Origin of the sequence: Owariibacterium komagatae (assembly GCF_045865535.1) — a bacterium.
In the GTDB taxonomy this organism is placed as follows: domain Bacteria; phylum Bacillota; class Clostridia; order Oscillospirales; family Ruminococcaceae; genus Ruthenibacterium; species Ruthenibacterium komagatae.
Genome location: NZ_AP031406.1, coordinates 1725597 through 1746103 on the forward strand (window position 1 = coordinate 1725597; position 20507 = coordinate 1746103).

General features: G+C 61.7%; 14 protein-coding genes and 1 riboswitch. Of the genes, 5 read left to right on the forward strand and 9 right to left on the reverse strand.

Annotation, left to right across the window (positions count from 1 at the left end; genetic code table 11):
- Position 1: 1 nt before the first annotated feature.
- Positions 2-511 (reverse strand): RNA polymerase sigma factor, encoded by a 510-nt coding sequence (locus ACKTS9_RS08545; protein WP_349216909.1) that lies wholly within the window; start codon positions 509-511, stop codon positions 2-4.
- A gap of 135 nt (positions 512-646) precedes the next feature.
- The gene (locus ACKTS9_RS08550; RefSeq protein WP_349216910.1) at positions 647-1135 is read right to left on the reverse strand and encodes a COG2426 family protein; all 489 of its coding nucleotides are present in this window, start codon (positions 1133-1135) and stop codon (positions 647-649) included.
- Positions 1136-1253: 118 nt separating this feature from the next.
- Between ACKTS9_RS08550 and ACKTS9_RS08555 the strand changes: the two genes are divergently transcribed.
- The 3 genes from ACKTS9_RS08555 (at position 1254) to ACKTS9_RS08565 (ending at position 4031) form a co-directional block, all read left to right on the forward strand.
- Complete coding sequence (locus tag ACKTS9_RS08555) at positions 1254-2405, forward strand: DUF2207 family protein (protein WP_349216911.1); 1152 nt, start codon at positions 1254-1256, stop codon at positions 2403-2405.
- 11 nt (positions 2406-2416) lie between these two features.
- A complete protein-coding gene (locus ACKTS9_RS08560) occupies positions 2417-3211 on the forward strand; it encodes a gluconate 5-dehydrogenase (protein ID WP_407880168.1) in 795 nt (264 codons plus the stop codon).
- 61 nt (positions 3212-3272) lie between these two features.
- On the forward strand, positions 3273-4031 hold the full coding sequence (locus ACKTS9_RS08565; RefSeq protein ID WP_407880171.1) for a nucleoside phosphorylase: 759 nt from the start codon (positions 3273-3275) through the stop codon (positions 4029-4031).
- Positions 4032-4227: 196 nt separating this feature from the next.
- On the opposite strand, the gene ACKTS9_RS08570 is transcribed toward ACKTS9_RS08565, so the two are convergent.
- Positions 4228-14748, reverse strand: coding sequence for an SHIRT domain-containing protein (locus ACKTS9_RS08570; protein ID WP_407880173.1), 10521 nt, complete (start codon positions 14746-14748; stop codon positions 4228-4230).
- A gap of 108 nt (positions 14749-14856) precedes the next feature.
- Positions 14857-14931, reverse strand: a riboswitch (cyclic di-GMP riboswitch).
- A gap of 379 nt (positions 14932-15310) precedes the next feature.
- Between ACKTS9_RS08570 and ACKTS9_RS08575 the strand changes: the two genes are divergently transcribed.
- Together ACKTS9_RS08575 and ACKTS9_RS08580 are read left to right on the forward strand one after the other, a co-directional pair.
- Entirely contained in the window at positions 15311-16654 is a 1344-nt protein-coding gene (locus tag ACKTS9_RS08575; RefSeq protein WP_407880175.1) for a TrkH family potassium uptake protein, read from the forward strand.
- 12 nt (positions 16655-16666) lie between these two features.
- Positions 16667-17314 carry a potassium channel family protein gene (locus ACKTS9_RS08580; protein WP_407880177.1) on the forward strand — a complete coding sequence of 216 codons (648 nt, stop codon included), beginning with the start codon at positions 16667-16669 and terminating at the stop codon, positions 17312-17314.
- 40 nt (positions 17315-17354) lie between these two features.
- On the opposite strand, the gene ACKTS9_RS08585 is transcribed toward ACKTS9_RS08580, so the two are convergent.
- Genes ACKTS9_RS08585 through ACKTS9_RS08610 form a run of 6 tightly spaced genes read right to left on the reverse strand, consistent with a single transcriptional unit; the run spans position 17355 to position 20504 of the window.
- Positions 17355-18149: a hypothetical protein gene (locus ACKTS9_RS08585; RefSeq protein ID WP_407880179.1), complete on the reverse strand. Its 795-nt coding sequence runs from the start codon at positions 18147-18149 to the stop codon at positions 17355-17357.
- 3 nt (positions 18150-18152) lie between these two features.
- Positions 18153-18416: a phage holin gene (locus tag ACKTS9_RS08590; protein WP_349215881.1), complete on the reverse strand. Its 264-nt coding sequence runs from the start codon at positions 18414-18416 to the stop codon at positions 18153-18155.
- Complete coding sequence (locus ACKTS9_RS08595) at positions 18413-18691, reverse strand: hypothetical protein (RefSeq protein ID WP_349215883.1); 279 nt, start codon at positions 18689-18691, stop codon at positions 18413-18415. The genes ACKTS9_RS08590 and ACKTS9_RS08595 overlap by 4 nt, the downstream gene beginning before the upstream one ends.
- Before the next feature lie 4 nt (positions 18692-18695).
- Positions 18696-19625, reverse strand: coding sequence for an SH3 domain-containing protein (locus ACKTS9_RS08600; RefSeq protein WP_407880182.1), 930 nt, complete (start codon positions 19623-19625; stop codon positions 18696-18698).
- A 12-nt stretch (positions 19626-19637) separates the two neighbouring features.
- Positions 19638-20138 (reverse strand): hypothetical protein, encoded by a 501-nt coding sequence (locus ACKTS9_RS08605; protein WP_349215886.1) that lies wholly within the window; start codon positions 20136-20138, stop codon positions 19638-19640.
- A 12-nt stretch (positions 20139-20150) separates the two neighbouring features.
- A complete protein-coding gene (locus ACKTS9_RS08610; protein WP_407880184.1) occupies positions 20151-20504 on the reverse strand; it encodes a hypothetical protein in 354 nt (117 codons plus the stop codon).
- Between the last annotated feature and the right edge of the window lie 3 nt (positions 20505-20507).

Genomic DNA, 20507 nt, shown 5'->3' on the forward strand with positions numbered 1-20507 from the left:
GTCAGCCCTTCCCCCTTTCCAATGCGTTTTTCAAAAGTTGTTTGGCCCGGTACAGCTGGGTGTGAACGGTCTTGGGCGGCCGTTCCAGCCGGCGGGCGATCTCGTCGATGCTGTTCTCTTCCAGAAAATACAGCACCGACACCATGTGGTATGGTTCTTTCAGCGCCCGGATCTCGTGCTCGATGCGCAGGGCGCTGTCCCGGTCGATGGTCACATCCTCGGGGCCGGTGCCGGGCGGCGCGGCCAGCACGGCCATGGCGTCGTCCTCGGCGGCCTGCACCCGTCGGTGATAGGCGCTTTTCAAATAATCCTTGGCCTTGTTGGTGGCGATGCGGGCCAGCCACGGCTTGTAGTTGTCGGCAGGGCAGTCGTCGCGGTGGCTGTACGCGGCCAGGAAGGTCTCCTGGGCCAGATCTTCGGCCAGCTGGTGGTCTTTGGTGAATTGGTAGCAGATGGTGTAGACCAGCCGCTCGTACTGCTGCACCATGTGCGTAAATTGTTCATTGTTCATCGCCGCTTGCCGCGCTCACCACCTTTTCGCTGCCCTTCGTATATGTAACGGCTGAAGGGCGCGGTTTTCTTCAACATTTTTCAAAAAAGTTTTGCCGCAGAAAAAAAGCGGCATGGCCGGTGCCATGCCGTTTTTTCAGAACAGAAAGCTCAGTGCGCCGAACAGGCCCATGGACCCCAGCAGCATGATGAGCCCCGCGGTCATGACGCCTCCCAGCACGGCCGCCACGCTGGGCCAGAACTTCAAATCCAGCAGCGTGGCCGCCAGGCAGCCCGTCCAGGCGCCGGTGCCGGGCAGCGGAATGGCCACGAACAGGTACAGCGCCCAGTAGATGCCCCGGCCCGCCTTTTCCTGCATTTTATCGCCGGCCTTGACGCCTTTTTCATAGATCTTGGTGAAAAAGCGGCCCAGTGCGCCGGGCCAGGTGGTGCACCACAGCAGCACCCGCTTTGCGAACAACAGAATGATGGGCACCGGCAGCATGTTGCCCAGCACCGCCACCAGGTAAGTGGGCACCAGCGGCAAGCCCATGCCCACGCCGATGGGCACCGCGCCGCGCAGCTCGACAATGGGGGCCATGGACACGAACAGGACCCAGAAATATTTTTTCAGCAATGCAATCATGACGTTCTCCTTGTGATTGAAAATAAGAAGCCAGAGATAATGATACTTGATTTTGCAAAACTTTGCAACCCGGCGGCAAAATATGCTATACTGTGGGCAAAAGAAAGAGGGTGCCTTCATGAAAGAGATGGTTTGTTTTGCTCTGGCGGCCGGCGTGGGCCGGGACGCGGTGGAAAACACCCCCGCGGCCGTGTGGGTGTTTCTGGCGCTGGCGGCGCTCAGCGGGCTGGTGGTGCTGGCCCGGGCGCTGGGCGGGCTGCGCGGAACGCTGCGGGCCGGGGCGGCCTTTGCGGTGCCCCAGGACCTTTCCAGCGCGCAGGCGGGCTTTCTCATGGACGGCGAGGCCGACGACCGGGACCTGCTGTCGCTGATCCTGGTGTTTGCGCGCCGGGGCCTTGTGACGGTGTCCAGCGACGAATGGGACGGCAGCGACCCCGAGCAGACGCCGCTGGTGCTGACCCGCCGCCGGGACCTGCCCGCGGACGCCCCCGTGTGGGAGCGCACCCTGTTTGAAGCGCTGTTCCCAGATGGCGCGGCGCTGTGCCATCTGACCCGGCCGGACGACGGGTTTGCCGCCCGGCTGGAGCAGGCCAAGGAGCAGCTGGCCGAATCCTTCTCCGGCGAGCGCCGGCTGTACCAGCCCCAGACGCTGGTGCACTCTCTGCTGGTGCCCTTTGCGGGGTGTCTGGCGCTGTTTCTGGGTCTGTCCCGTGCCGGGGTGGGCTGGGCGCTGGCCGCCTGCGTGCCGCTGGTGATGCTGGCATTCCTGATGCACACGGCTTTCCGCCGCTGGCACTTCCTGCGCACCGGGGCCCGGGTCCTGTGGGCCGGGGCCGGGGCGGTGCTGGGCATTCTGGCCGGGGTGGGCGGCGCGGTGTGCGCGCTGGGCTGCTCCACGCCGCTGTGGCTCACGGTGCCCAGCTTTCTGCTGGTGCTGGCCGGGTGCCTGCTGGCGCCGCTGCTGGCCCGCCCCACCGACTACCACCGGGTGGCCTGCACCCGTCTTCTGGGGCTGTTCCGGTATCTGGAGAACCCGCCCCGGGACCAGCTGACGGACCTTCTGGAAGAAAACCCCGACTGCTTTTACACGGCGCTGCCCTACGCCTATGTGTTCGGCCTGGCGGACGTGTGGGCCGAGGCATTTGCCGGCTTGTGCCGCCACGCGCCCGTGTGGTACACCGGCGGTTATCAGGACTTTTCCACCCAGGCGTTTGTGGCCTCGTTCCGCTTCAGCGTGGAGACGGCGCTGACCAAAAACGACGAACAATAGAGGTTTTTTGTATGGATGAACTGTTTTCTCTGCGCGGGCGCACCGCGCTGGTGACCGGCGGCGCCCACGGCATCGGGTTTTCCATGGGGCTGGCGCTGGCCCGGGCCGGGGCGGCGCTGGTGTTCAACAGCAGCCGGGCCGACCACCGGGACGAGGGCGTGCGCGCCTATCGGGACGCGGGCGTTGAGGCCCGGGGCTATGTGGCGGACGTGACCGACGAAGCGCAGGTGCGCCGCCTGGTCCGGCAGGCGGAAGCCGAGGCGGGGCCCATCGATATTCTGGTCAACAATGCGGGCGTCATTCAGCGCACCGAGCTGTGCCGCATGGAGGCGGCGGATTTCCGCCGGGTGGTGGACGTGGACCTGGTGGCTCCCTTTCTCATGGCCCGGGAAGTGCTGCCGGGCATGGTGCGCCGGGGCCACGGCAAGATCATCAACGTCTGTTCCCTGATGAGCGAGGTGGGCCGGGAGACGGTCAGCGCCTACGCGGCGGCCAAGGGCGGGCTGAAGATGCTCACCAAAAACATCGCCGCCGAATACGGGGCCTATAACATTCAGTGCAACGGCATCGGGCCGGGGTACATCGCCACGTCCCAGACCGCGCCCTTGCGCCAGCCGGGGCCGGACGGCAGCATGCATCCCTTTGACGCCTTTCTTCGGGGCCGCACGCCGGCGGGCCGGTGGGGCCAGCCGGACGATCTGGCGGGGCCGGTGGTGTTTCTGGCCTCGGATGCGTCCAATTTTGTGAACGGGCACATTCTGTATGTGGACGGCGGCATTCTGGCCTATCTGGGAAAGCAACCCTGAAACCATCGACAGCAGCCGTTCGCGCCACGGGCGCGGGCGGCTTTTTGCAAGGAGAATCACCATGATTTTAGAACACCCATCTCCTGTGTGCGAATTTGACACAGACCGGGACGCACTCATCCGCCCCGGGGATTTTCTCAGCAAAACACTTCCGCCCAAATGCGTTATTACCTTTTTCCGCACAGAGCTGGAGCAGCTGGTGCGCCAGCGGGGGCTGCGGCCCATCGGGCAGCTGCACGCCGAAGTGCTGGACCTGACCGTGTACGGGGACGGCGGCGACGTGTGCGTGACCATGCCCTTCTCCACGGCGCCGGGCGCGGCCTGCACCATCGAAGAGCTGCACGCCATGGGGTGCAGCCGCTTTCTGGTGTGCGGCGGTGCGGGCGCTTTGCGGGAGAATTCCCGCGCGGGCGAAATCTTTGTGCCCACCGCCGCGCTGCGGGACGAGGGCACGTCCTACCATTACCTGCCCCCTGCCCGCACCGTGGAATGCCATCCGGGGGCGCTGGCGGACCTTTGCGCCGGGCTGGACCGGCTGGGCATTCCCTACACGCCGGGCCTCACCTGGACCACCGACGCGCTGTACCGGGAGACGCCCGCTCTGGTGCGGCGCCGGCGGGAAGAGGGCTGTCTGGCGGTGGAGATGGAAGCGGCGGCGTTTTTCGCGGTATCCCGCTATTACGACCTGCCGCTGGCGCAGCTGCTGTACGCCGGGGACGATGTGAGCGGCGCCGCCTGGGACGCCCGCGGCTGGGACCGCCGCCACGGGGTGCGCGCCAACCTGCTGCGCACGGCTCTGGAACTGATGGAGACGTTCTGACCGGCATTGATAAAACAACGGACCGTTTGTGCCCCCGGGCGCAGACGGTCCGTTTTTTGCGCGGACGGGCGCGTTTTTCCGGTTCCTGTGTCGGGTGCCGGCCAAAACCAGGCGCCTCTGCACACAAACAAAACCCGGCCCCGAAGCAGGTGCTTCGGGGCCGGGTCTTTTTCAGGTGTGTGTTGAAAAGAATGTCTTAGGCCTGGGCTTCACGATCGTCGGGCTCTTCTTTTTCTTTCTTTGCCAGAATCGCCACGATGACCTGGATGACTGCGATGATGACCATCAGCAGGGTCCAGCGGTCGGTGAAGACCATCGGGTTGCGCATGTTCTCGGTCAGGATGAACGCCACGATGGCGCCAATGCCCGGGATCAGGCTGAGCACACGCCAGACACCTTTCTTCTTGACGGTGTACTCGACGTTTTCGCCGTTCTCATTCTCTTCTTCTTTCTTCTTTTTGCCGATGTAACCGATCAGCAGCAGCACGCTGCCCAGAGCGGTCAGGATGGCCAGGATCAGGTTCAGCAGGGCCCAGGCTGCGCCCGCAGGTGCTGCCAGCGGAGCCTCTTCGTCCGCGATCTCCTCGCCCTCTTCACCGGAAGCCAGCGGAGCCTCTTCGTCCTCCAGCTCCTCTTCGGCCGGGGTCTCCTCAGCGGGTTCCTCCGGCTCCTCCGTGCCCGGCGTTACCGGGGTGGTGGGAGTGGTCGGGGTGGTCGGGGTCTCGCCGCCTTCATCCGGCGGGGTCACCGGCGTGCCGTTGGCGCTGAAGTCCACCACAAAGGTCATGGTCTTCGTAATGCCGTAGGTCGTCGTCGGGGTCTCGGGAGTCCATACCGCGCTGTCGCCGTCATAGCCCATGTTGGACAGAGCTTCGGGGATCTGCGCATCGGTCAGGTAGCCAGTGCCGTTCGCTGCGGGCATGCCGTTCTCATCCAGCAGGGTGACCACGGTGCTGATGCTCTTTGCATTGTCGGCGTCTGTGCCGCCCTTCGGCCGCACCACGCCGTTGATCGCTTCAAAGGTCACGATGACTTGCTTGGAATCGGGGATTCCGTCGCCGTTGTCCGGGTTGCCGTCCGGATCCTTGCCCGGGTCGACCAGAACGTCGGTGTCGCAGTATGCGTAGAAGGTGGTGTCCGCGGTGACAGTGGCGTTGGCCACAGTGCTGTAGGTATCATCGGTGTACCAGTTTTTGTCGTACCAGGTGTAGCCTTCGGCTGCCGTCACTTCGGGCATGCTGGCCTGGGCCGTACCGGTCTCGCTGTAGACGCCGTTCTCATCGACCAGGTTCAGCAGTTCGCTGCCGATGGCCGGAGTGCCGTTCTCTGCTACGTAGGTGACCGTTACCTGGAACTTCTCGGGGATGTTGTCGCCGTTGTCGTCTTCGTCGCAGTATGCGTAGAAGGTGGCGTCAGCGGTGACGGTGGCGTTGGCCACAGTGGTGTAAGTGTCATCGGTGTACCAGTTGGTGTCGTACCAGGTGTAGCCTTCGGCTGCGGTCACGCTGGGCAGCGTCGCCTGAGCCGTGCCGGTCTCGCTGTAGTTGCCGTTCTCGTCGACCAAGTTCAGCAGTTCGCTGCCGATGGCCGGAGTACCGTTCTCTGCTACGTAGGTGACCGTTACCTGGAACTTCTCGGGGATGTTGTCGCCGTTGTCGTCTTCGTCGCAGTATGCGTAGAAGGTGGTGTCAGCGGTGACAGTGGCGTTGGCCACGGTGGTGTAGGTATCATCGGTGTACCAGTTTTTGTCGTACCAGGTGTAGCCTTCGGCTGCCGTCACTTCGGGCATGCTGGCCTGGGCGGTGCCGGTCTCGCTGTAGACGCCGTTCTCATCGACCAGGTTCAGCAGTTCGCTGCCGATGGCCGGAGTGCCGTTCTCTGCTACGTAGGTGACCGTTACCTGGAACTTCTCGGGAATGTTGTCGCCGTTGTCGTCTTCGTCGCAGTATGCGTAGAAGGTGGTGTCAGCGGTGACGGTGGCGTTGGCCACAGTGGTGTAGGTATCATCGGTGTACCAGTTTTTGTCGTACCAGGTGTAGCCTTCGGCTGCCGTCACTTCGGGCATGCTGGCCTGGGCTGTACCGGTCTCGCTGTAGTTGCCGTTCTCGTCGGTCAGCGTCAGCACTTCGCTGCTGATGGCGGGAGTGCCGTTGGCTGCTTCGTAGTTCACGACCACCTGGAACTTATCGGGGATCTGGTCGCCGTTGTCCGGGTCGCCGTCCGGATCCTTGCCCGGGTCGACCAGAACGTCGGTGTCGCAGTATGCGTAGAAGGTGGCGTCAGCGGTGACGGTGGCGTTTGCCACGGTGGTGTATGCGTTATCCGCATACCAGTTTTTGTCGTACCAGGTGTAGCCTTCGGCTGCCGTCACTTCGGGCATGCTGGCCTGAGCTGTGCCGGTCTCGCTGTAGACGCCGTTCTCATCGACCAGGTTCAGCAGTTCGCTGCCGATGGCCGGAGTGCCGTTCTCTGCTACGTAGGTGACCGTTACCTGGAACTTCTCGGGAATGTTGTCGCCGTTGTCGTCTTCGTCGCAGTATGCGTAGAAGGTGGTGTCAGCGGTGACAGTGGCGTTGGCCACGGTGGTGTAGGTATCATCGGTGTACCAGTTTTTGTCGTACCAGGTGTAGCCTTCGGCTGCCGTCACTTCGGGCATGCTGGCCTGAGCTGTGCCGGTCTCGCTGTAGACGCCGTTCTCATCGACCAGGTTCAGCAGTTCGCTGCCGATGGCCGGAGTGCCGTTCTCTGCTACGTAGGTGACCGTTACCTGGAACTTCTCGGGAATGTTGTCGCCGTTGTCGTCTTCGTCGCAGTATGCGTAGAAGGTGGTGTCCGCGGTGACGGTGGCGTTTGCCACGGTGGTGTAGGTATCATCAGTGTACCAGTTTTTGTCGTACCAGGTGTAGCCTTCGGCTGCCGTCACTTCGGGCATGCTGGCCTGAGCTGTGCCGGTCTCGCTGTAGTTGCCGTTCTCATCGACCAGGTTCAGCAGTTCGCTGCCGATGGCCGGAGTGCCGTTCTCTGCTACGTAGGTGACCGTTACCTGGAACTTCTCGGGGATGTTGTCGCCGTTGTCGTCTTCGTCGCAGTATGCGTAGAAGGTGGTGTCAGCGGTGACGGTGGCGTTTGCCACGGTGGTGTATGCGTTATCCGCATACCAGTTGGTGTCGTACCAGGTGTAGCCTTCGGCTGCCGTCACTTCGGGCATGCTGGCCTGAGCGGTGCCGGTCTCGCTGTAGACGCCGTTCTCATCGACCAGGTTCAGCAGTTCGCTGCCGATGGCCGGAGTGCCGTTCTCTGCTACGTAGGTGACCGTTACCTGGAACTTCTCGGGAATGTTGTCGCCGTTGTCGTCTTCGTCGCAGTATGCGTAGAAGGTGGTGTCAGCGGTGACGGTGGCGTTGGCCACGGTGCTGTAGGTATCATCGGTGTACCAGTTTTTGTCGTACCAGGTGTAGCCTTCGGCTGCCGTCACTTCGGGCATGCTGGCCTGGGCGGTGCCGGTCTCGCTGTAGACGCCGTTCTCATCGACCAGGTTCAGCAGTTCGCTGCCGATGGCCGGAGTGCCGTTCTCTGCTACGTAGGTGACCGTTACCTGGAACTTCTCGGGGATGTTGTCGCCGTTGTCGTCTTCATCGCAGTATGCGTGGAAGGTGGTGTCCGCGGTGACGGTGGCGTTTGCCACGGTGGTGTAGGTATCATCAGTGTACCAGTTTTTGTCGTACCAGGTGTAGCCTTCGGCTGCCGTCACTTCGGGCATGCTGGCCTGGGCTGTGCCGGTCTCGCTGTAGACGCCGTTCTCATCGACCAGGTTCAGCAGTTCGCTGCCGATGGCCGGAGTGCCGTTCTCTGCTACGTAGGTGACCGTTACCTGGAACTTCTCGGGGATGCTGTCGCCGTTGCCGTCTTCGTCGCAGTATGCGTAGAAGGTGGTGTCAGCGGTGACGGTGGCGTTTGCCACGGTGGTGTATGCGTTATCCGCATACCAGTTGGTGTCGTACCAGGTGTAGCCTTCGGCTGCCGTCACTTCGGGCATGCTGGCCTGGGCTGTGCCGGTCTCGCTGTAGACGCCGTTCTCGTCGGTCAGCGTCAGCACTTCGCTGCCGATGGCCGGAGTGCCGTTGGCCGCTTCGTAGTTCACGACCACCTGGAACTTATCGGGGATCTGGTCGCCGTTGTCCGGGTCTTCATCCGGATCTTTATCCGGATCTACCAGAACGTCGATGTCATAGTAGACATTCAGAACATTCTGCGCCGGATCGATGCCGATGGTCTTGGGGCCATCGTCGCTGTTGAAGAGGTACGTCTGATTTTGGTACACCAGACGCTGGCTGTAGGTGATCGTCGTGCCATAAGCAGCGTTTCCGCTCTCCGGATCACGGTCGACCTCTACGCCCTCGCGGTTCAGATAAATGTGATTGACGGTGTAATCGTAATTGTTCACCGTGAAGGAACCAACCACGACCAGACTCTCTGCGGGCATGGTTGCGGGCAGTCCATCGGGATATTCCTCGACGGTCCAGCCGGAGAAGGTGTAGCCTTCGCGGTCTGCCGGATTCGCCATCAAGCTGATGGGCTGGTTGTAAACCTTTGTCTCAGAGGCATAGAAAGCGCCATCCAGCATGTAAGTGATGGTGTATTCCGCAACTGCCACGTCTTCGAAGGTCCAGGTGCCTCTGACGGTCACATTGCTTTCGCCCATGACGCCGCTGTTGGGATCGGTCCAGCCGCTGAAGGTGTAGCGGCCATTCACGTTGCCATAGGCATCCGTGGTCTCTACGACGGTCTCACTGGTGTAAGCCGTGTCAATCTCATAGGGCTGGTTCTTCGCCAGGCCAATGATGGACTCGGGCAGAGTCTCGGTTGTGGGAACGTCGCCGTCCCAGCTGTAGTTCACGTCGTACTTGGCAACTTCCACTTCTTCGAAGGTCCAGGTGCCGCTGACGGTCACATCGCTCTCGTCCATGACGCCGTTGTTGGGATCGGTCCAGCCGCTGAAGGTGTAGCGGCCATTCACGTTGCCATAGGCATCCGTGGTCTCTACGACGGTCTCACTGGTGTAAGTGGTGTCAATCTCATAGGGCTGGTTCTTCGCCAGGCCAATGATGGACTCGGGCAGAGTCTCGGTTGTGGGAACGTCGCCGTCCCAGCTGTAGTTCACGTCATACTTGGCAACTGCCACTTCTTCGAAGGTCCAGGTGCCGGTGACGGTCACGTTGCTCTCGCCCATGAAGCCGTTGTTGGGATCGGTCCAGCCGCTGAAGGTGTAGCGGCCATTCACGTTGCCATAGGCATCCGTGGTCTCTACGACGGTCTCACTGGTGTAAGTGGTATCGATCGTGTAGGGCTGGTTCTTCGCCAGGCCAATGATGGACTCGGGCAGAGTCTCGGTTGTGGGAACGTCGCCGTCCCAGCTGTAGTTCACGTCATACTTGGCAACTGCCACTTCTTCGAAGGTCCAGGTGCCGGTGACGGTCACGTTGCTCTCGCCCATGAAGCCGTTGTTGGGATCGGTCCAGCCGCTGAAGGTGTAGCGGCCATTCACGTTGCCATAGGCATCCGTGGTCTCTACGACGGTCTCACTGGTGTAAGTGGTGTCAATCTCATAGGGCTGGTTCTTCGCCAGGCCGGTGATGGACTCGGGCAGAGTCGCGGTCTCGGGAACGTCGCCATCCCAGCTGTAGTTCACGTCGTACTTGGCAACCGCCACTTCTTCGAAGGTCCAGGTGCCGCTGACGGTCACATCGCTCTCGTCCATGACGCCGTCGTTGGGATCGGTCCAGCCGGAGAAGGTGTACTGACCGTTGATGTTGTTGTACGCATCGTAGGTGTACACGATGGTCGCGCTGGTGTAGGTCGTGTCAATCTCATAGGGCTGGTTCTTCGCCAGGCCGATGATGGACTCGGGCAGAGTCGCGGTCTCGGGAACGTCGCCATCCCAGCTGTAGTTCACGTCGTACTTGGCAACCGCCACTTCTTCGAAGGTCCAGGTGCCGGTGACGGTCACATTGCTCTCGCCCATGAGGCCATTGTTGGGATCGGTCCAGCCGGAGAAGGTGTACTGACCGTTGATGTTGTTGTACGCATCGTAGGTGTACACGATGGTCGCGCTGGTGTAGGTCGTGTCAATCTCATAGGGCTGGTTCTTCGCCAGGCCAATGATGGACTCGGGCAGATTCTCAGTGGCGGGAACGTCGCCGTTCCAGCTGTAGTTCACGTCGTGCTTGGCAACCGCCACTTCTTCGAAGGTCCAGGTGCCGCTGACGGTCACGTTGCTCTCGCCCATGATGCCGCTGTTGGGATCGGTCCAGCCGGAGAAGGTGTAGCGGCCATTTACGTTGCCATAGGCATCCGTGGTCTCCACGACGGTCTCACTGGTGTAAGTGGTGTCAATCTCATAGGGCTGGTTCTTCGCCAGGCCGATGATGGACTCGGGCAGAGTCGCGGTTGTGGGAACGTCGCCGTCCCAGCTGTAGTTCACGTCGTGCTTGGCAACCGCCACTTCTTCGAAGGTCCAGGTGCCGGTGACGGTCACATTGCTCTCGCCCATGATGCCGTCGTTGGGATCGGTCCAGCCGGAGAAGGTGTAGCGGCCATTTACGTTGCCATAGGCATCCGTGGTCTCCACGACGGTCTCACTGGTGTAAGTGGTGTCAATCTCATAGGGCTGGTTCTTCGCCAGGCCGATGATGGACTCGGGCAGAGTCGCGGTTGTGGGAACGTCGCCGTCCCAGCTGTAGTTCACGTCGTGCTTGGCAACCGCCACTTCTTCGAAGGTCCAGGTGCCGGTGACGGTCACATTGCTCTCGCCCATGATGCCGTCGTTGGGATCGGTCCAGCCGGAGAAGGTGTACTGACCGTTGATGTTGTTGTACGCATCGTAGGTGTACACGATGGTCGCGCTGGTGTAAGTCGTGTCAATCTCATAGGGCTGGTTCTTCGCCAGGCCGGTGATGGACTCGGGCAGAGTCGCGGTCTCGGGAACGTCGCCATCCCAGCTGTAGTTCACGTCGTACTCGGCAACCGCCACTTCTTCGAAGGTCCAGGTGCCGCTGACGGTCACATTGCTCTCGCCCATGAGGCCGTCGTTGGGATCGGTCCAGCCGGAGAAGGTGTACTGGCCGTTGATGTTGTTGTACGCATCGTAGGTGTACACGATGGTCGCGCTGGTGTAGGTGGAGTCGATCGTGTAGGGCTGGTTCTTCGCCAGGCCAATGATGGACTCGGGCAGAGTCGCGGTCTCGGGAACGTCGCCGTTCCAGCTGTAGTTCACGTCGTGCTTGGCAACCGCCACTTCTTCGAAGGTCCAGGTGCCGGTGACGGTCACGCCCTCGGTGGTCATGACACCGTCGTTGGGATCGGTCCAGCCGCTGAAGGTGTACTGGCCGTTGATGTTGTTGTACGCATCGTAGGTGTACACGACGGTCGCGCTGGTGTAAGTGGTATCGATCGTGTAGGATGCGTTGAATTTCACCGTCTGGTTTTCAGGCAGGGTCGCGCTTTCGGGAGCGCCCGTCCAGCTGTAGACGACCTGATAATCCTTGGGTGCAAAGTGTGCGGTATAGGTGGCATCGGCCAGAACGTCCTGCGGCGCAAAGGTCGCGCTTTCGCTGACCACGTCGCCCGCTTCGTTGGTCCAGTTCGTGAACTGGTAGCCGGTTGCCGGAGTGGCCTTAGAGCCCACGGCGTCCTCGCCCGCGTTGACGGTTTCAGACGTGGGGCTGACGCTGCCGTTTGCATCGGCCGCATAGGTGATGTTGAAAGTGGAGCGTTTCCAATGAGCCGTATAGCTGCGGTCACCGGTGCTGCCTGTGGGGATGGTAACCGTCATATTGTCGCTGCCGGTCAGACCCGTGCCGCTCCAGCCGATGAACTCATAATGATCCCGTGTGGGATTGTTCAGCGTGATGTTGTCGGACTTGACGGTATAGCTGGTGGGGTTTTCCGCCGAGCCGCCGTCCAGGTGGTACGTAATCTGATACTCCTGCAGTTTGCACACGAAAGTCGCCACGTTCAGGCTTTCGTCGCCCTGCAGGCGCAGCGTATAGAAGGGATTCGTGACCTGATAGCCCGCAGGAATGGTGTAGTCGCTGGCGCGAACCACGATCTGCGTGCTGGACACGGGGGTGCCGGCATATTCTGCCAGAAGCGCGCCCTCTTCATCCACAAATTTTACGGTATAGCCCAAATCGCTGGGTTTGCTGTACCAGAACGTGATGACGTTCTGAGATGCAGCCGCTTCCAGTTTGATGGATTTGGACAGTGCATCGGCCACATAATCGCTGTGGCTCTTGGCATTGGCAAACACAGCGGCGCCCACATTGCCCGGGCGCACAACTTCGTCAAACAAAGCCTCGTCGGTATCTTTGATGAGATAACGCACCGTGTAGCTGGTCACTGTGACCGGCACCCACTTGGCGTGCAGCGTGATGTCCGCGCTGACGGGCTTGCCCTCGAAGTCATAACTGCTGCCTGCGAAGCCGGCGTCCTCGTACCAGCCCGCGAAGATGTAACCCTCACGAATGGGGTCCGCCGGACGGGAAGCCGTTTTGCCGCCTTCTACCTCCTGCGCCTCCACGGGGGTACCGCCGTTGGAGTCGAAGGACACCGTATAGACCGGCGCCGCCCACTTGGCATAGACGATCAGGTCGCCGGCCGGCATGGTCGCACTGCCGAAATCCACCTGCGTTCCGGGCAGGCAGGCCTCTGTGGTGTACCAGCCCTGGAAGGTGTAGTACTCCGGCAGAGAGGAAGGACGGTTCGGCGTGTAGTTCTGATCGCTCAGGCTGGCCTGATACAGCAGCTGGGTCGTCTTATCCACGCCGTTGTAGTTGTAGAACGTCAGGTCATAGCTGTTGCGCGAATAGTACAGAGAGGCCTTTCCTCCTCTGAAGTCGCAACTTCCGTCGTATTGGAATGCAGGGTAGGAGCCGTAGCGGTCGAAGCCCTGAATGGGATGGAACTCCTCGTCATACGTCAGGTAGTTGATGCCGGTGGGAACGGTTTTGTACAGCGTGAAGTTCTTTCCGTTGAATGTGGTGTCACCGTGCTGGCCGGGCAGCGTCTCTACATAATAATAGATCGTGTTATACGCGTTGCGCTTTTCGCCACGGAAAGTCACGTTGGTGCCGGGCATTTTTTCAATGGTCGCCAGGATGTACTCGTATGTGTGTCCGGTATCTTCCCAGACCCAGCCGGAATTGTACAGAGTGCCGTCGTCGCCCACGATGGGCCATTTGTCCGCGATGTTTGCATCATACTTGGCCTTGATGGTGGCGACAGTAGTCCATTTCGGCCTCAACCAGCTGCCCTGGTTCACCTGGAACGTCAGCGTATACTCGTTACGGGAATAATACACATTGACGATGGAGGAGCCGTCGGCCTTGACGGTCACGGCGTCGGAGCGCTCAAAGGTAAAATGCTGGATGCTCTCCACGTCGTGCTGGGTGAGCTGTACCTGCTCGCCTGCCGTGGCGCGCCGGCCGGTCACCGTTTTATAGTAGGAATAATCGTCATCATCGGCATTTTCCAGCCAATAGATGACCGTATAGTCCACTTCTTCGCCGGCCCATTTGGCGTACAGGGTCACATCGCCGTTCAGCGTGACCGTGGCGCCCGCCGGTGTGTTGAGACCTTCGTCCAGATACCAGCCCTCAAAGGAGAAGCCGTTGCGCACGGGCTGTTCGTCCGTCACGTCCACCGTTGCGCCATACTTGCCCTCCTGACGGGCAACGTAGCTTCCGCCGCTGGTCTGATAGTTCAGGTACTGGGTATTGCGCAGATAGCTGATGGTCACGACCGTGGTGCCGTCTGCCGCGATGGTCGTCTCGGCATAGGGCTGCGCGGTAAAGCCTTCCCGGTTCACCGGAGCAGACTCTGTGTCAGCGCCCACCAGGCCCTGCTTCTCTTCCCGGACTTCTTCAAAGGAGCCGTCCAGGTTCTCGTATTTGTGCAGCACGGTATAGTTCACCATGCCCGCCACGTATGTAACCACATAGCTTACGTCCGCGCTGGCGGTTCCGGTGATCTGCGACGCGCTGAACGCTTCACCGTCCAGCAGCGTTGTGTAACCCGGGATGGCAGGCACGTCAAAGGAATACGCCTCGCCCGCCACATACTGGCGGCTGTCCACAGGCCGCGCTGTGGTGCCGTCTTCAAACAGGTAATACACCATTACCGTCCAGATCTGCTCTTCCGGCTCACCGGGGACAGGTTCTACCGGCCCCTTCGCCGAAGGATCGGTCGCCCCGCCGGAAGCAGGCGGTGTCGCCTCGCCGGAAGCAGGCGGTGTCGCCTCGCCGGAAGCAGGCGGCGCTGCCTCACCGGAAGCAGGCGGTGTCGCCTCGCCGGAAGCAGGCGGCGTTGCCTCGCCATCCGCAGGCGGCGTTGCCTCGCCATCCGCAGGCGGCGTTGCCTCGCCATCCGCAGGCGGTGTCGCCTCGCCATCCGCGGGCGGTGTCGCCTCGCCATCCGCGGGCGGTGTCGCCTCACTGGAAGCGGGCGGCGCTGCCTCGCCGGAAGCAGGCGGTACCTCCTCGTTGTTTAATGCCTCAGGCTCCTCAGCGGGTTCAGCGCTGTCGCTGACGGCTGTGGGGACCTGGGCGGCCGCCGCCATGTCGTCGTCCGCGAATGCGCCCACCGGCGCTGTGGTCACGGACAGCGCCACCACCAGCATGACGCTGATTACGCGGCGAACCTTGTACCAAAGCTCGTTCATGATGTTCTCCTTTCCGGGCCTATGCCCCTTGTGTTTTGACTCCTTTTCATAAGGAAGTAAAATTTTGAATAAAAAAAGCCAGCCACCGACTGCGCCCATTCATTGCACGTCGGTAGCTGGCTGCCATTTTCAGGCCCTTTAGCTTTGCGTCGCCGGCTTTCACCGGTTTTGCCTTTTTCAACCACTTTGTCGGATCTTGGTAGGATGTCTTTTACCCGATGATCCTATTGTAACCTATCCAGGTCACAAATTGGTCACAAATCAGCATTTCAAAGAATTTTTTTAAAAATTTTTGACCAGGAGCAGACTTTTGCAGAACTTCTCCTGTATGTATGATTCATTATACCCTTTTGGGGACTTTCCTGGCAAGGTGAAATCCGCCGAAAAACGGGTAAAATTTTCGTAAGGGGGGATCGTCCTAACATATTATATATAAAAAGGCGGGCCGAAGGACGGCGAAAGGGCAGAATGACAAAAATGTTCGTTCGTGCGGTTTTAAATTGAAAAAGCAAATGGTTTGTGCTATGCTGTGCTCTAGAATGCCTGGAAGGCGGGGAAAAAAGTGTTTTCAAAGCTGACCAGCCGGGTAACTCCGGCACAGATCATCATATTGGGATTTCTGGGTCTGATCCTGGTGGGGGCGCTGCTTCTGACGCTGCCCTTTGCCACCCGGGACGGGCTGGGCGCACCGTTTCTGGACGCGCTGTTCACCTCTACTTCGGCCACCTGTGTGACCGGGCTGGTGGTGCACGACACCTACACCTACTGGTCGGAGTTCGGCCAGCTGGTGATTCTGGCGCTGATCCAGGTGGGCGGCATGGGCGTGGTGACCGTGGCGGTGGCCGTGGCGCTGCTGTCCGGCAAGCGCATCGGCCTGCGCCAGCGGTTTGTGATGCAGGAGTCCATCTCTGCGCCGCAGGTGGGCGGCATTGTGCGCATGACGGACTTTATTTTAAAGACCATGTTTCTCATTGAGGGCATCGGCGCGCTGATCCTGGCGGTGCGGTTCTGCCCGGAGATGGGGCTGACCAAGGGCATCTGGTACGCGCTGTTCCACGCGGTGTCGGCCTTCTGCAACGCGGGCTTCGATTTGATGGGGTTCCGCCAGCCGAGCTCCTCGCTGACCCATTACGTGGGCGACCCGGTGGTGAACCTGACGGTGATGGCGCTGATCGTATGCGGCGGCATCGGCTTTCTGGTGTGGGACGACATCCGCAAAAACAAGCTGCACTTCCACGCCTGGCGGCTGCAGACCAAAATCGTGCTGACGGTGACCGCCTGCCTGCTGGTGTTTCCGGCGGTGTTCTTCTTTGTGTTTGAGTTCGGCGCCGAGCACTGGGGCCTGACCACGGGCCAGCGGATCTGGGCGTCGCTGTTTCAGACGGTCTCCCCCCGCACGGCCGGGTTCAACACCGTGGACTATGCGGTCATGAGCGGGCCGGGCCTGCTGGTGACCATTCTGCTGATGCTGATCGGCGGTTCGCCGGGGTCTACGGCGGGCGGCGCCAAGACCACGTCTCTGGCCATGATTTTCCTGAGCGTGCGGGCGGTGTTTCAGCAGCGGGACAGCATTCAGTGCTTCGGCCGCCGTCTGCCGCCGGAAGTGCTGCGCAGCACCTGCGCCATTCTGACGCTGTACGCCACGCTGTTTCTGACCGGCAGCATCGGGCTGTGCCTTTTGGACGGGGTGAGCATGCCCCAGGCGCTGTTTGAGTGCGCGTCCGCCATCGGCACCGTGGGTCTGAGCATGGGCATCACCGCCGATTTGAGCGCCCCTTCGCACGTTTTATTGATTTTGCTGATGTATTTCGGCCGCGTGGGCGGCCTGACCATGATTTACGCGGTGGCCAGCGGGCACCGGCCCGCACCGGCCCAGATGCCGCAGGAAAAAATCACCATTGGATAAAGGAGAAGGATCATGAAATCGGTATTGTTGATCGGGCTGGGCCGTTTCGGGCGGCACATGGCCATGAAGTTTCAGCAGATGCACTGCGAGGTGCTGGCGGTGGACCACGACGAGGACCGCGTGAACGACGTGCTGCCCTATGTGACCAACGCGCAGATCGGCGACAGCACCAACGAGCAGTTCATCGCGTCGCTGGGCGTGCGCAACTTTGACGTGTGCGTGGTGGGCATCGGCGACAATTTCCAAAGCTCGCTGGAGACCACGTCCCTTCTGAAGGAACAGGGCGCCCGCTTTGTGGTGGCCCGGGCCAACCGGGACGTGCACGCCAAGTTCCTTCTGCGCAACGGCGCGGACGACGTGGTGTACCCGGAAAAGCAGATGGCCATTCGCACGGCGGTGCGCTACGGCAACGACAACGTGTACGACTATGTGCAGCTGACCGGCGACCACTCCATCTACGAGACGTCCACCCCCGCGTCCTGGGACGGCAAGACCATTGTGGAGCTGCAGGTGCGCCAGCGCTACCACATCAACATTCTGGCGGTGAAGCGCGGCGACGTGCTGGAGCCGCTGCCCAGCGCGGACCACGTGTTCCGGGCGGGCGAGAGCCTGCTGATCCTGGGCTCCAACAGCGACATTGAAAAATTTCTGCACTTCTGAGTGCGGAAAAGCCCCCGGCGAGTGCCGGGGGCTTTTTTCATCAGCCGCTGTCGCGCTTGTCCAGCGCCGCCAGCTTGCGGTCGTTGATGGTGGCCCGCAGCGCCGCCCAGCGCAGCGCCAGGTCCTGGTCGCCGGTGGTCTTTTTGTCCGCGGCGGATTTTTGGGTGGTTTTTTTGCTGCTGCCGCTGCTGCGGGAGGACTGCTGCCGGCTCAGCTGGGACAGGCCGTTGTAATAGTCCTGCTGGTAGCTTTGCAGGCGCGCCTGGCTCTGGGCGTCCCAATCGGCCACGGCCTGGGCACGGGCCTGCTGGTAGGCATTCTTCTGCCTGGTGTAGTCGGCGGTGGATTCGCTTTTGGCGCGGTTGTAGTCCGCCTGCCGGGCCGCCTGCTGCTCGGCCAGCTGCAAAGCCAGCTGGTTCAGCTGCTGGTTGCGGGCGGCTTCCAGCGCGCCGCGGTTCTGGCCGTACTGGTTGTACAGCCCCAGCAGCGTGGTCTCGGACGCGCCGCCGCTGCGCCCCAGCGCCGCCAGCTGCTGGCCCAGGTTTTTCTGGTTCATCATGTGGCTGATGTACGCCTGCTGCAAATCCCGGGCGGTGTCGGCATTGACGGCGCCCACATTGGTGTCGTAGCCGTTTTTCAGCTGGGTCATGGCCGCTTCAAAATCCGCCTGGGCCGCGGCCAGCTGCTGCTGATAGCTTTTGTCCAGGTCCGCATAGATGCCGTTGTAATAGCTGTCCAGGCTGGCCAGCATCTGCTGGCGGGCCGCCTGTTCCGCCGCCTGCTGCGCCGCCAGCTGCTGGGCCAGGATCTGCAGGCTCTGTTCATAATTTGCCAAGGTTCATTCTCCTTTCTGCGGCTGGGTGTAGCCAAGGGCGCGGGCACTGTCCGACGCGCCGGCGGTGGTGGGGTCGTTGACCACCCCGAACAGCGCCAGCAGCGTGAACACCGTGCCCGCCAGCCCCATCAGCTGCTCCTGCAGGGCCGTCAGGTCCAGCGTGAAGCCGCACACCGCTGCCAGCTGCTGCACCAGCAGCAAAAGCGACGGGATCAGCGCCAGCCAGAAGGCCTTGTTCTTCAGCCGCACGGTCCAGTTGATGCTCATGGTTTCCTCCTCTCTTCCAGCAGGGTGATGCGCCGGTCATGGTCCTGCAGCGCCGCGTCCTGCTCTTCGCAGTGGGCCCACAGGCGGCGGTGGCTGTCCCGGGCCGCTTCCTTCTGCCGTTCCAGCTCCTTTTTCTGCTGAAGCACGTCCTTCTCGGTGCGCTCCAGCGTCACGTTCAGCCTGGTGATGGTGCCGTTCAGCTGGATGATGGGCACCCCCAAACTGAGAAACAGCGCCGCCAGAGCTGCCACCACCTGAAAAACGGTCCACTCCATCCGGCTACACCGCCTTTGCGTAGATCTCTCCGTCCTGGCCCAGGCACACCCAGCCGTCCTTTTCGCCGGTGACCACGTAGGCCCAGCCGTCCCGGACCTGCAGCGTTTCCAGCACGTCGCCTTTTTTCACGCTGCCCACCTGGGTGTACGCCTCCACGCCGGGGCCCGTGCGCACCCGCAGGCTGTCCACAAGGACCTGCACCCTGGCCGGCGATGTCTCGTACAGGGCCACGGACAGGTTCAGGCGGTTTGCCTCGCGGATGATGGTGATCTGGTCCCCCGCCGAGGCCGGGGCCGTGATGAGCGCGCCGTTTTCCTCTCGGGTGGAGATGCCCAGCGGGTCACACACTTCCTTCAAAAGCACCACGTCCCCGGCGCTGATGGGTTTGGATGCGCTGATTTTGAGTTTGGCCGCCTGGCCGGACAACGGCTTGACCGGGTTTTCCCCGTAGATGCCCACCCGGTTGGCACAGCCGGAATAGTGGGTGGGGGCCAGCCCTTTGCCCGTGGCCGTGGCCCGCACTTCCAGATGGCAGTGCCGGATGGGCGGGGTGGCCTCGGCGGCATTGCCCGTGTTGCCCATGACGGCCAGCACGTCGCCGCTTTTCACATGCCGGCCCACGGCGGCCACGTTGTGGTCATTGTGGCAGAAGTACAGGTAGTTGACCGCGTCCGGGGTCTGGTCCGCGTCCAGCTTCACGCACACGTACCAGCCCCACTCCCAGGTTGGGTTCCCGGTGGACTTTTCCACCTTGCGGGCCGTGACCACGGTGCCGGAGATGGATTTTCCGTCGTAGTCGGGCATGAGGATGGCGTCGCTGTCCAGACCCACCACGTCCTGGCCGCCGTGCCAGGTTTTGCCGCCGCCCCGGCTGTAGCCGAAGCAGGAATAGTAGTAGGGCACCTGCATGCGCCCTTTGAACAAATTGCCCATGAATGACCTCCTTTACTGGTCCAGGCGCACCCACTCGGAAAAATTGTCCACGGCCCAGCGGAAATAGATGCCGCTGTTGGTGGGGAAGGCCAGCTGCACGCCGAACGGTGCGTACACCAGCGCAAGCAGCAGGCCGTCCACGGTTTTGGGCGCGCCCGGGGTGTTTGCCTTGTAGTAATACAGACCGGTGGGCAGGCCCGTGATGACGTCCGTTTCCTCCACCGCCAGCCCCTTGACGTTTTTCTGGGCGTCGGGGGTGTTGTCCACGTTGGAAAGGCCGATGTCCGCTTTGGTCAGGGTGACGGACGCGCCGGACTTGCCGTTGATGGTGGTGGGGGTCCCCTGCGCGCCCCGGGGAATGGTAAAGTTCAAAACCGCCGCCCCGGACGTTCCCGAGTTGGTCACGGCGGCGGATGTGCCCGCCTCACCGGTGGTCACCTTGCCCACGGTGACGGTGGCCGCCGCGCCCTGCGGGCCGCGCACGCTGCCCAGATTCACTTCCTTTGTCGCCATACGCTTCCTCCTTTAATCGGGATAAATGGCCCACAGATTGCCGTCCCGCAATTCAAACGTGGGGGTTTTGCCGTCCGCGCCCGCGGGGCCGGCTGCCCCGGTATCGCCTTTGGGGCCCTGTGGCCCGCGGGGAATGGTAAAATTCAGTACCGCATCGCTGGATGTACCCGAGTTGGTCACAGCCGCATTGCTTCCCGCTTCTCCGGTCGTTACCGTGCCCACTTTCACTGTAGCTGCCGTTCCTGCCGGGCCCTGTGCTCCGGCGGGGCCGGCTGCCCCGGTATCGCCTTTGGGGCCCTGTGCGCCCGTGTCGCCCTTGGGGCCCTGTGGTCCCACCACGCTGCCCAGATCGATTTCCTTTGCCATGCG

Bases quoted from the DNA above. Each gene is read 5' to 3' on its own strand.
- ACKTS9_RS08545 (WP_349216909.1), bottom strand. From the start codon at position 511: ATGAACAATGAACAATTTACGCACATGGTGCAGCAGTACGAGCGGCTG.
- ACKTS9_RS08550 (WP_349216910.1), bottom strand. From the start codon at position 1,135: ATGATTGCATTGCTGAAAAAATATTTCTGGGTCCTGTTCGTGTCCATG.
- ACKTS9_RS08555 (WP_349216911.1), top strand. From the start codon at position 1,254: ATGAAAGAGATGGTTTGTTTTGCTCTGGCGGCCGGCGTGGGCCGGGAC.
- ACKTS9_RS08560 (WP_407880168.1), top strand. From the start codon at position 2,417: ATGGATGAACTGTTTTCTCTGCGCGGGCGCACCGCGCTGGTGACCGGC.
- ACKTS9_RS08565 (WP_407880171.1), top strand. From the start codon at position 3,273: ATGATTTTAGAACACCCATCTCCTGTGTGCGAATTTGACACAGACCGG.
- ACKTS9_RS08570 (WP_407880173.1), bottom strand. From the start codon at position 14,748: ATGAACGAGCTTTGGTACAAGGTTCGCCGCGTAATCAGCGTCATGCTG.
- ACKTS9_RS08580 (WP_407880177.1), top strand. From the start codon at position 16,667: ATGAAATCGGTATTGTTGATCGGGCTGGGCCGTTTCGGGCGGCACATG.
- ACKTS9_RS08590 (WP_349215881.1), bottom strand. From the start codon at position 18,416: ATGAGCATCAACTGGACCGTGCGGCTGAAGAACAAGGCCTTCTGGCTG.
- ACKTS9_RS08595 (WP_349215883.1), bottom strand. From the start codon at position 18,691: ATGGAGTGGACCGTTTTTCAGGTGGTGGCAGCTCTGGCGGCGCTGTTT.
- ACKTS9_RS08600 (WP_407880182.1), bottom strand. From the start codon at position 19,625: ATGGGCAATTTGTTCAAAGGGCGCATGCAGGTGCCCTACTACTATTCC.
- ACKTS9_RS08605 (WP_349215886.1), bottom strand. From the start codon at position 20,138: ATGGCGACAAAGGAAGTGAATCTGGGCAGCGTGCGCGGCCCGCAGGGC.
- ACKTS9_RS08610 (WP_407880184.1), bottom strand. From the start codon at position 20,504: ATGGCAAAGGAAATCGATCTGGGCAGCGTGGTGGGACCACAGGGCCCC.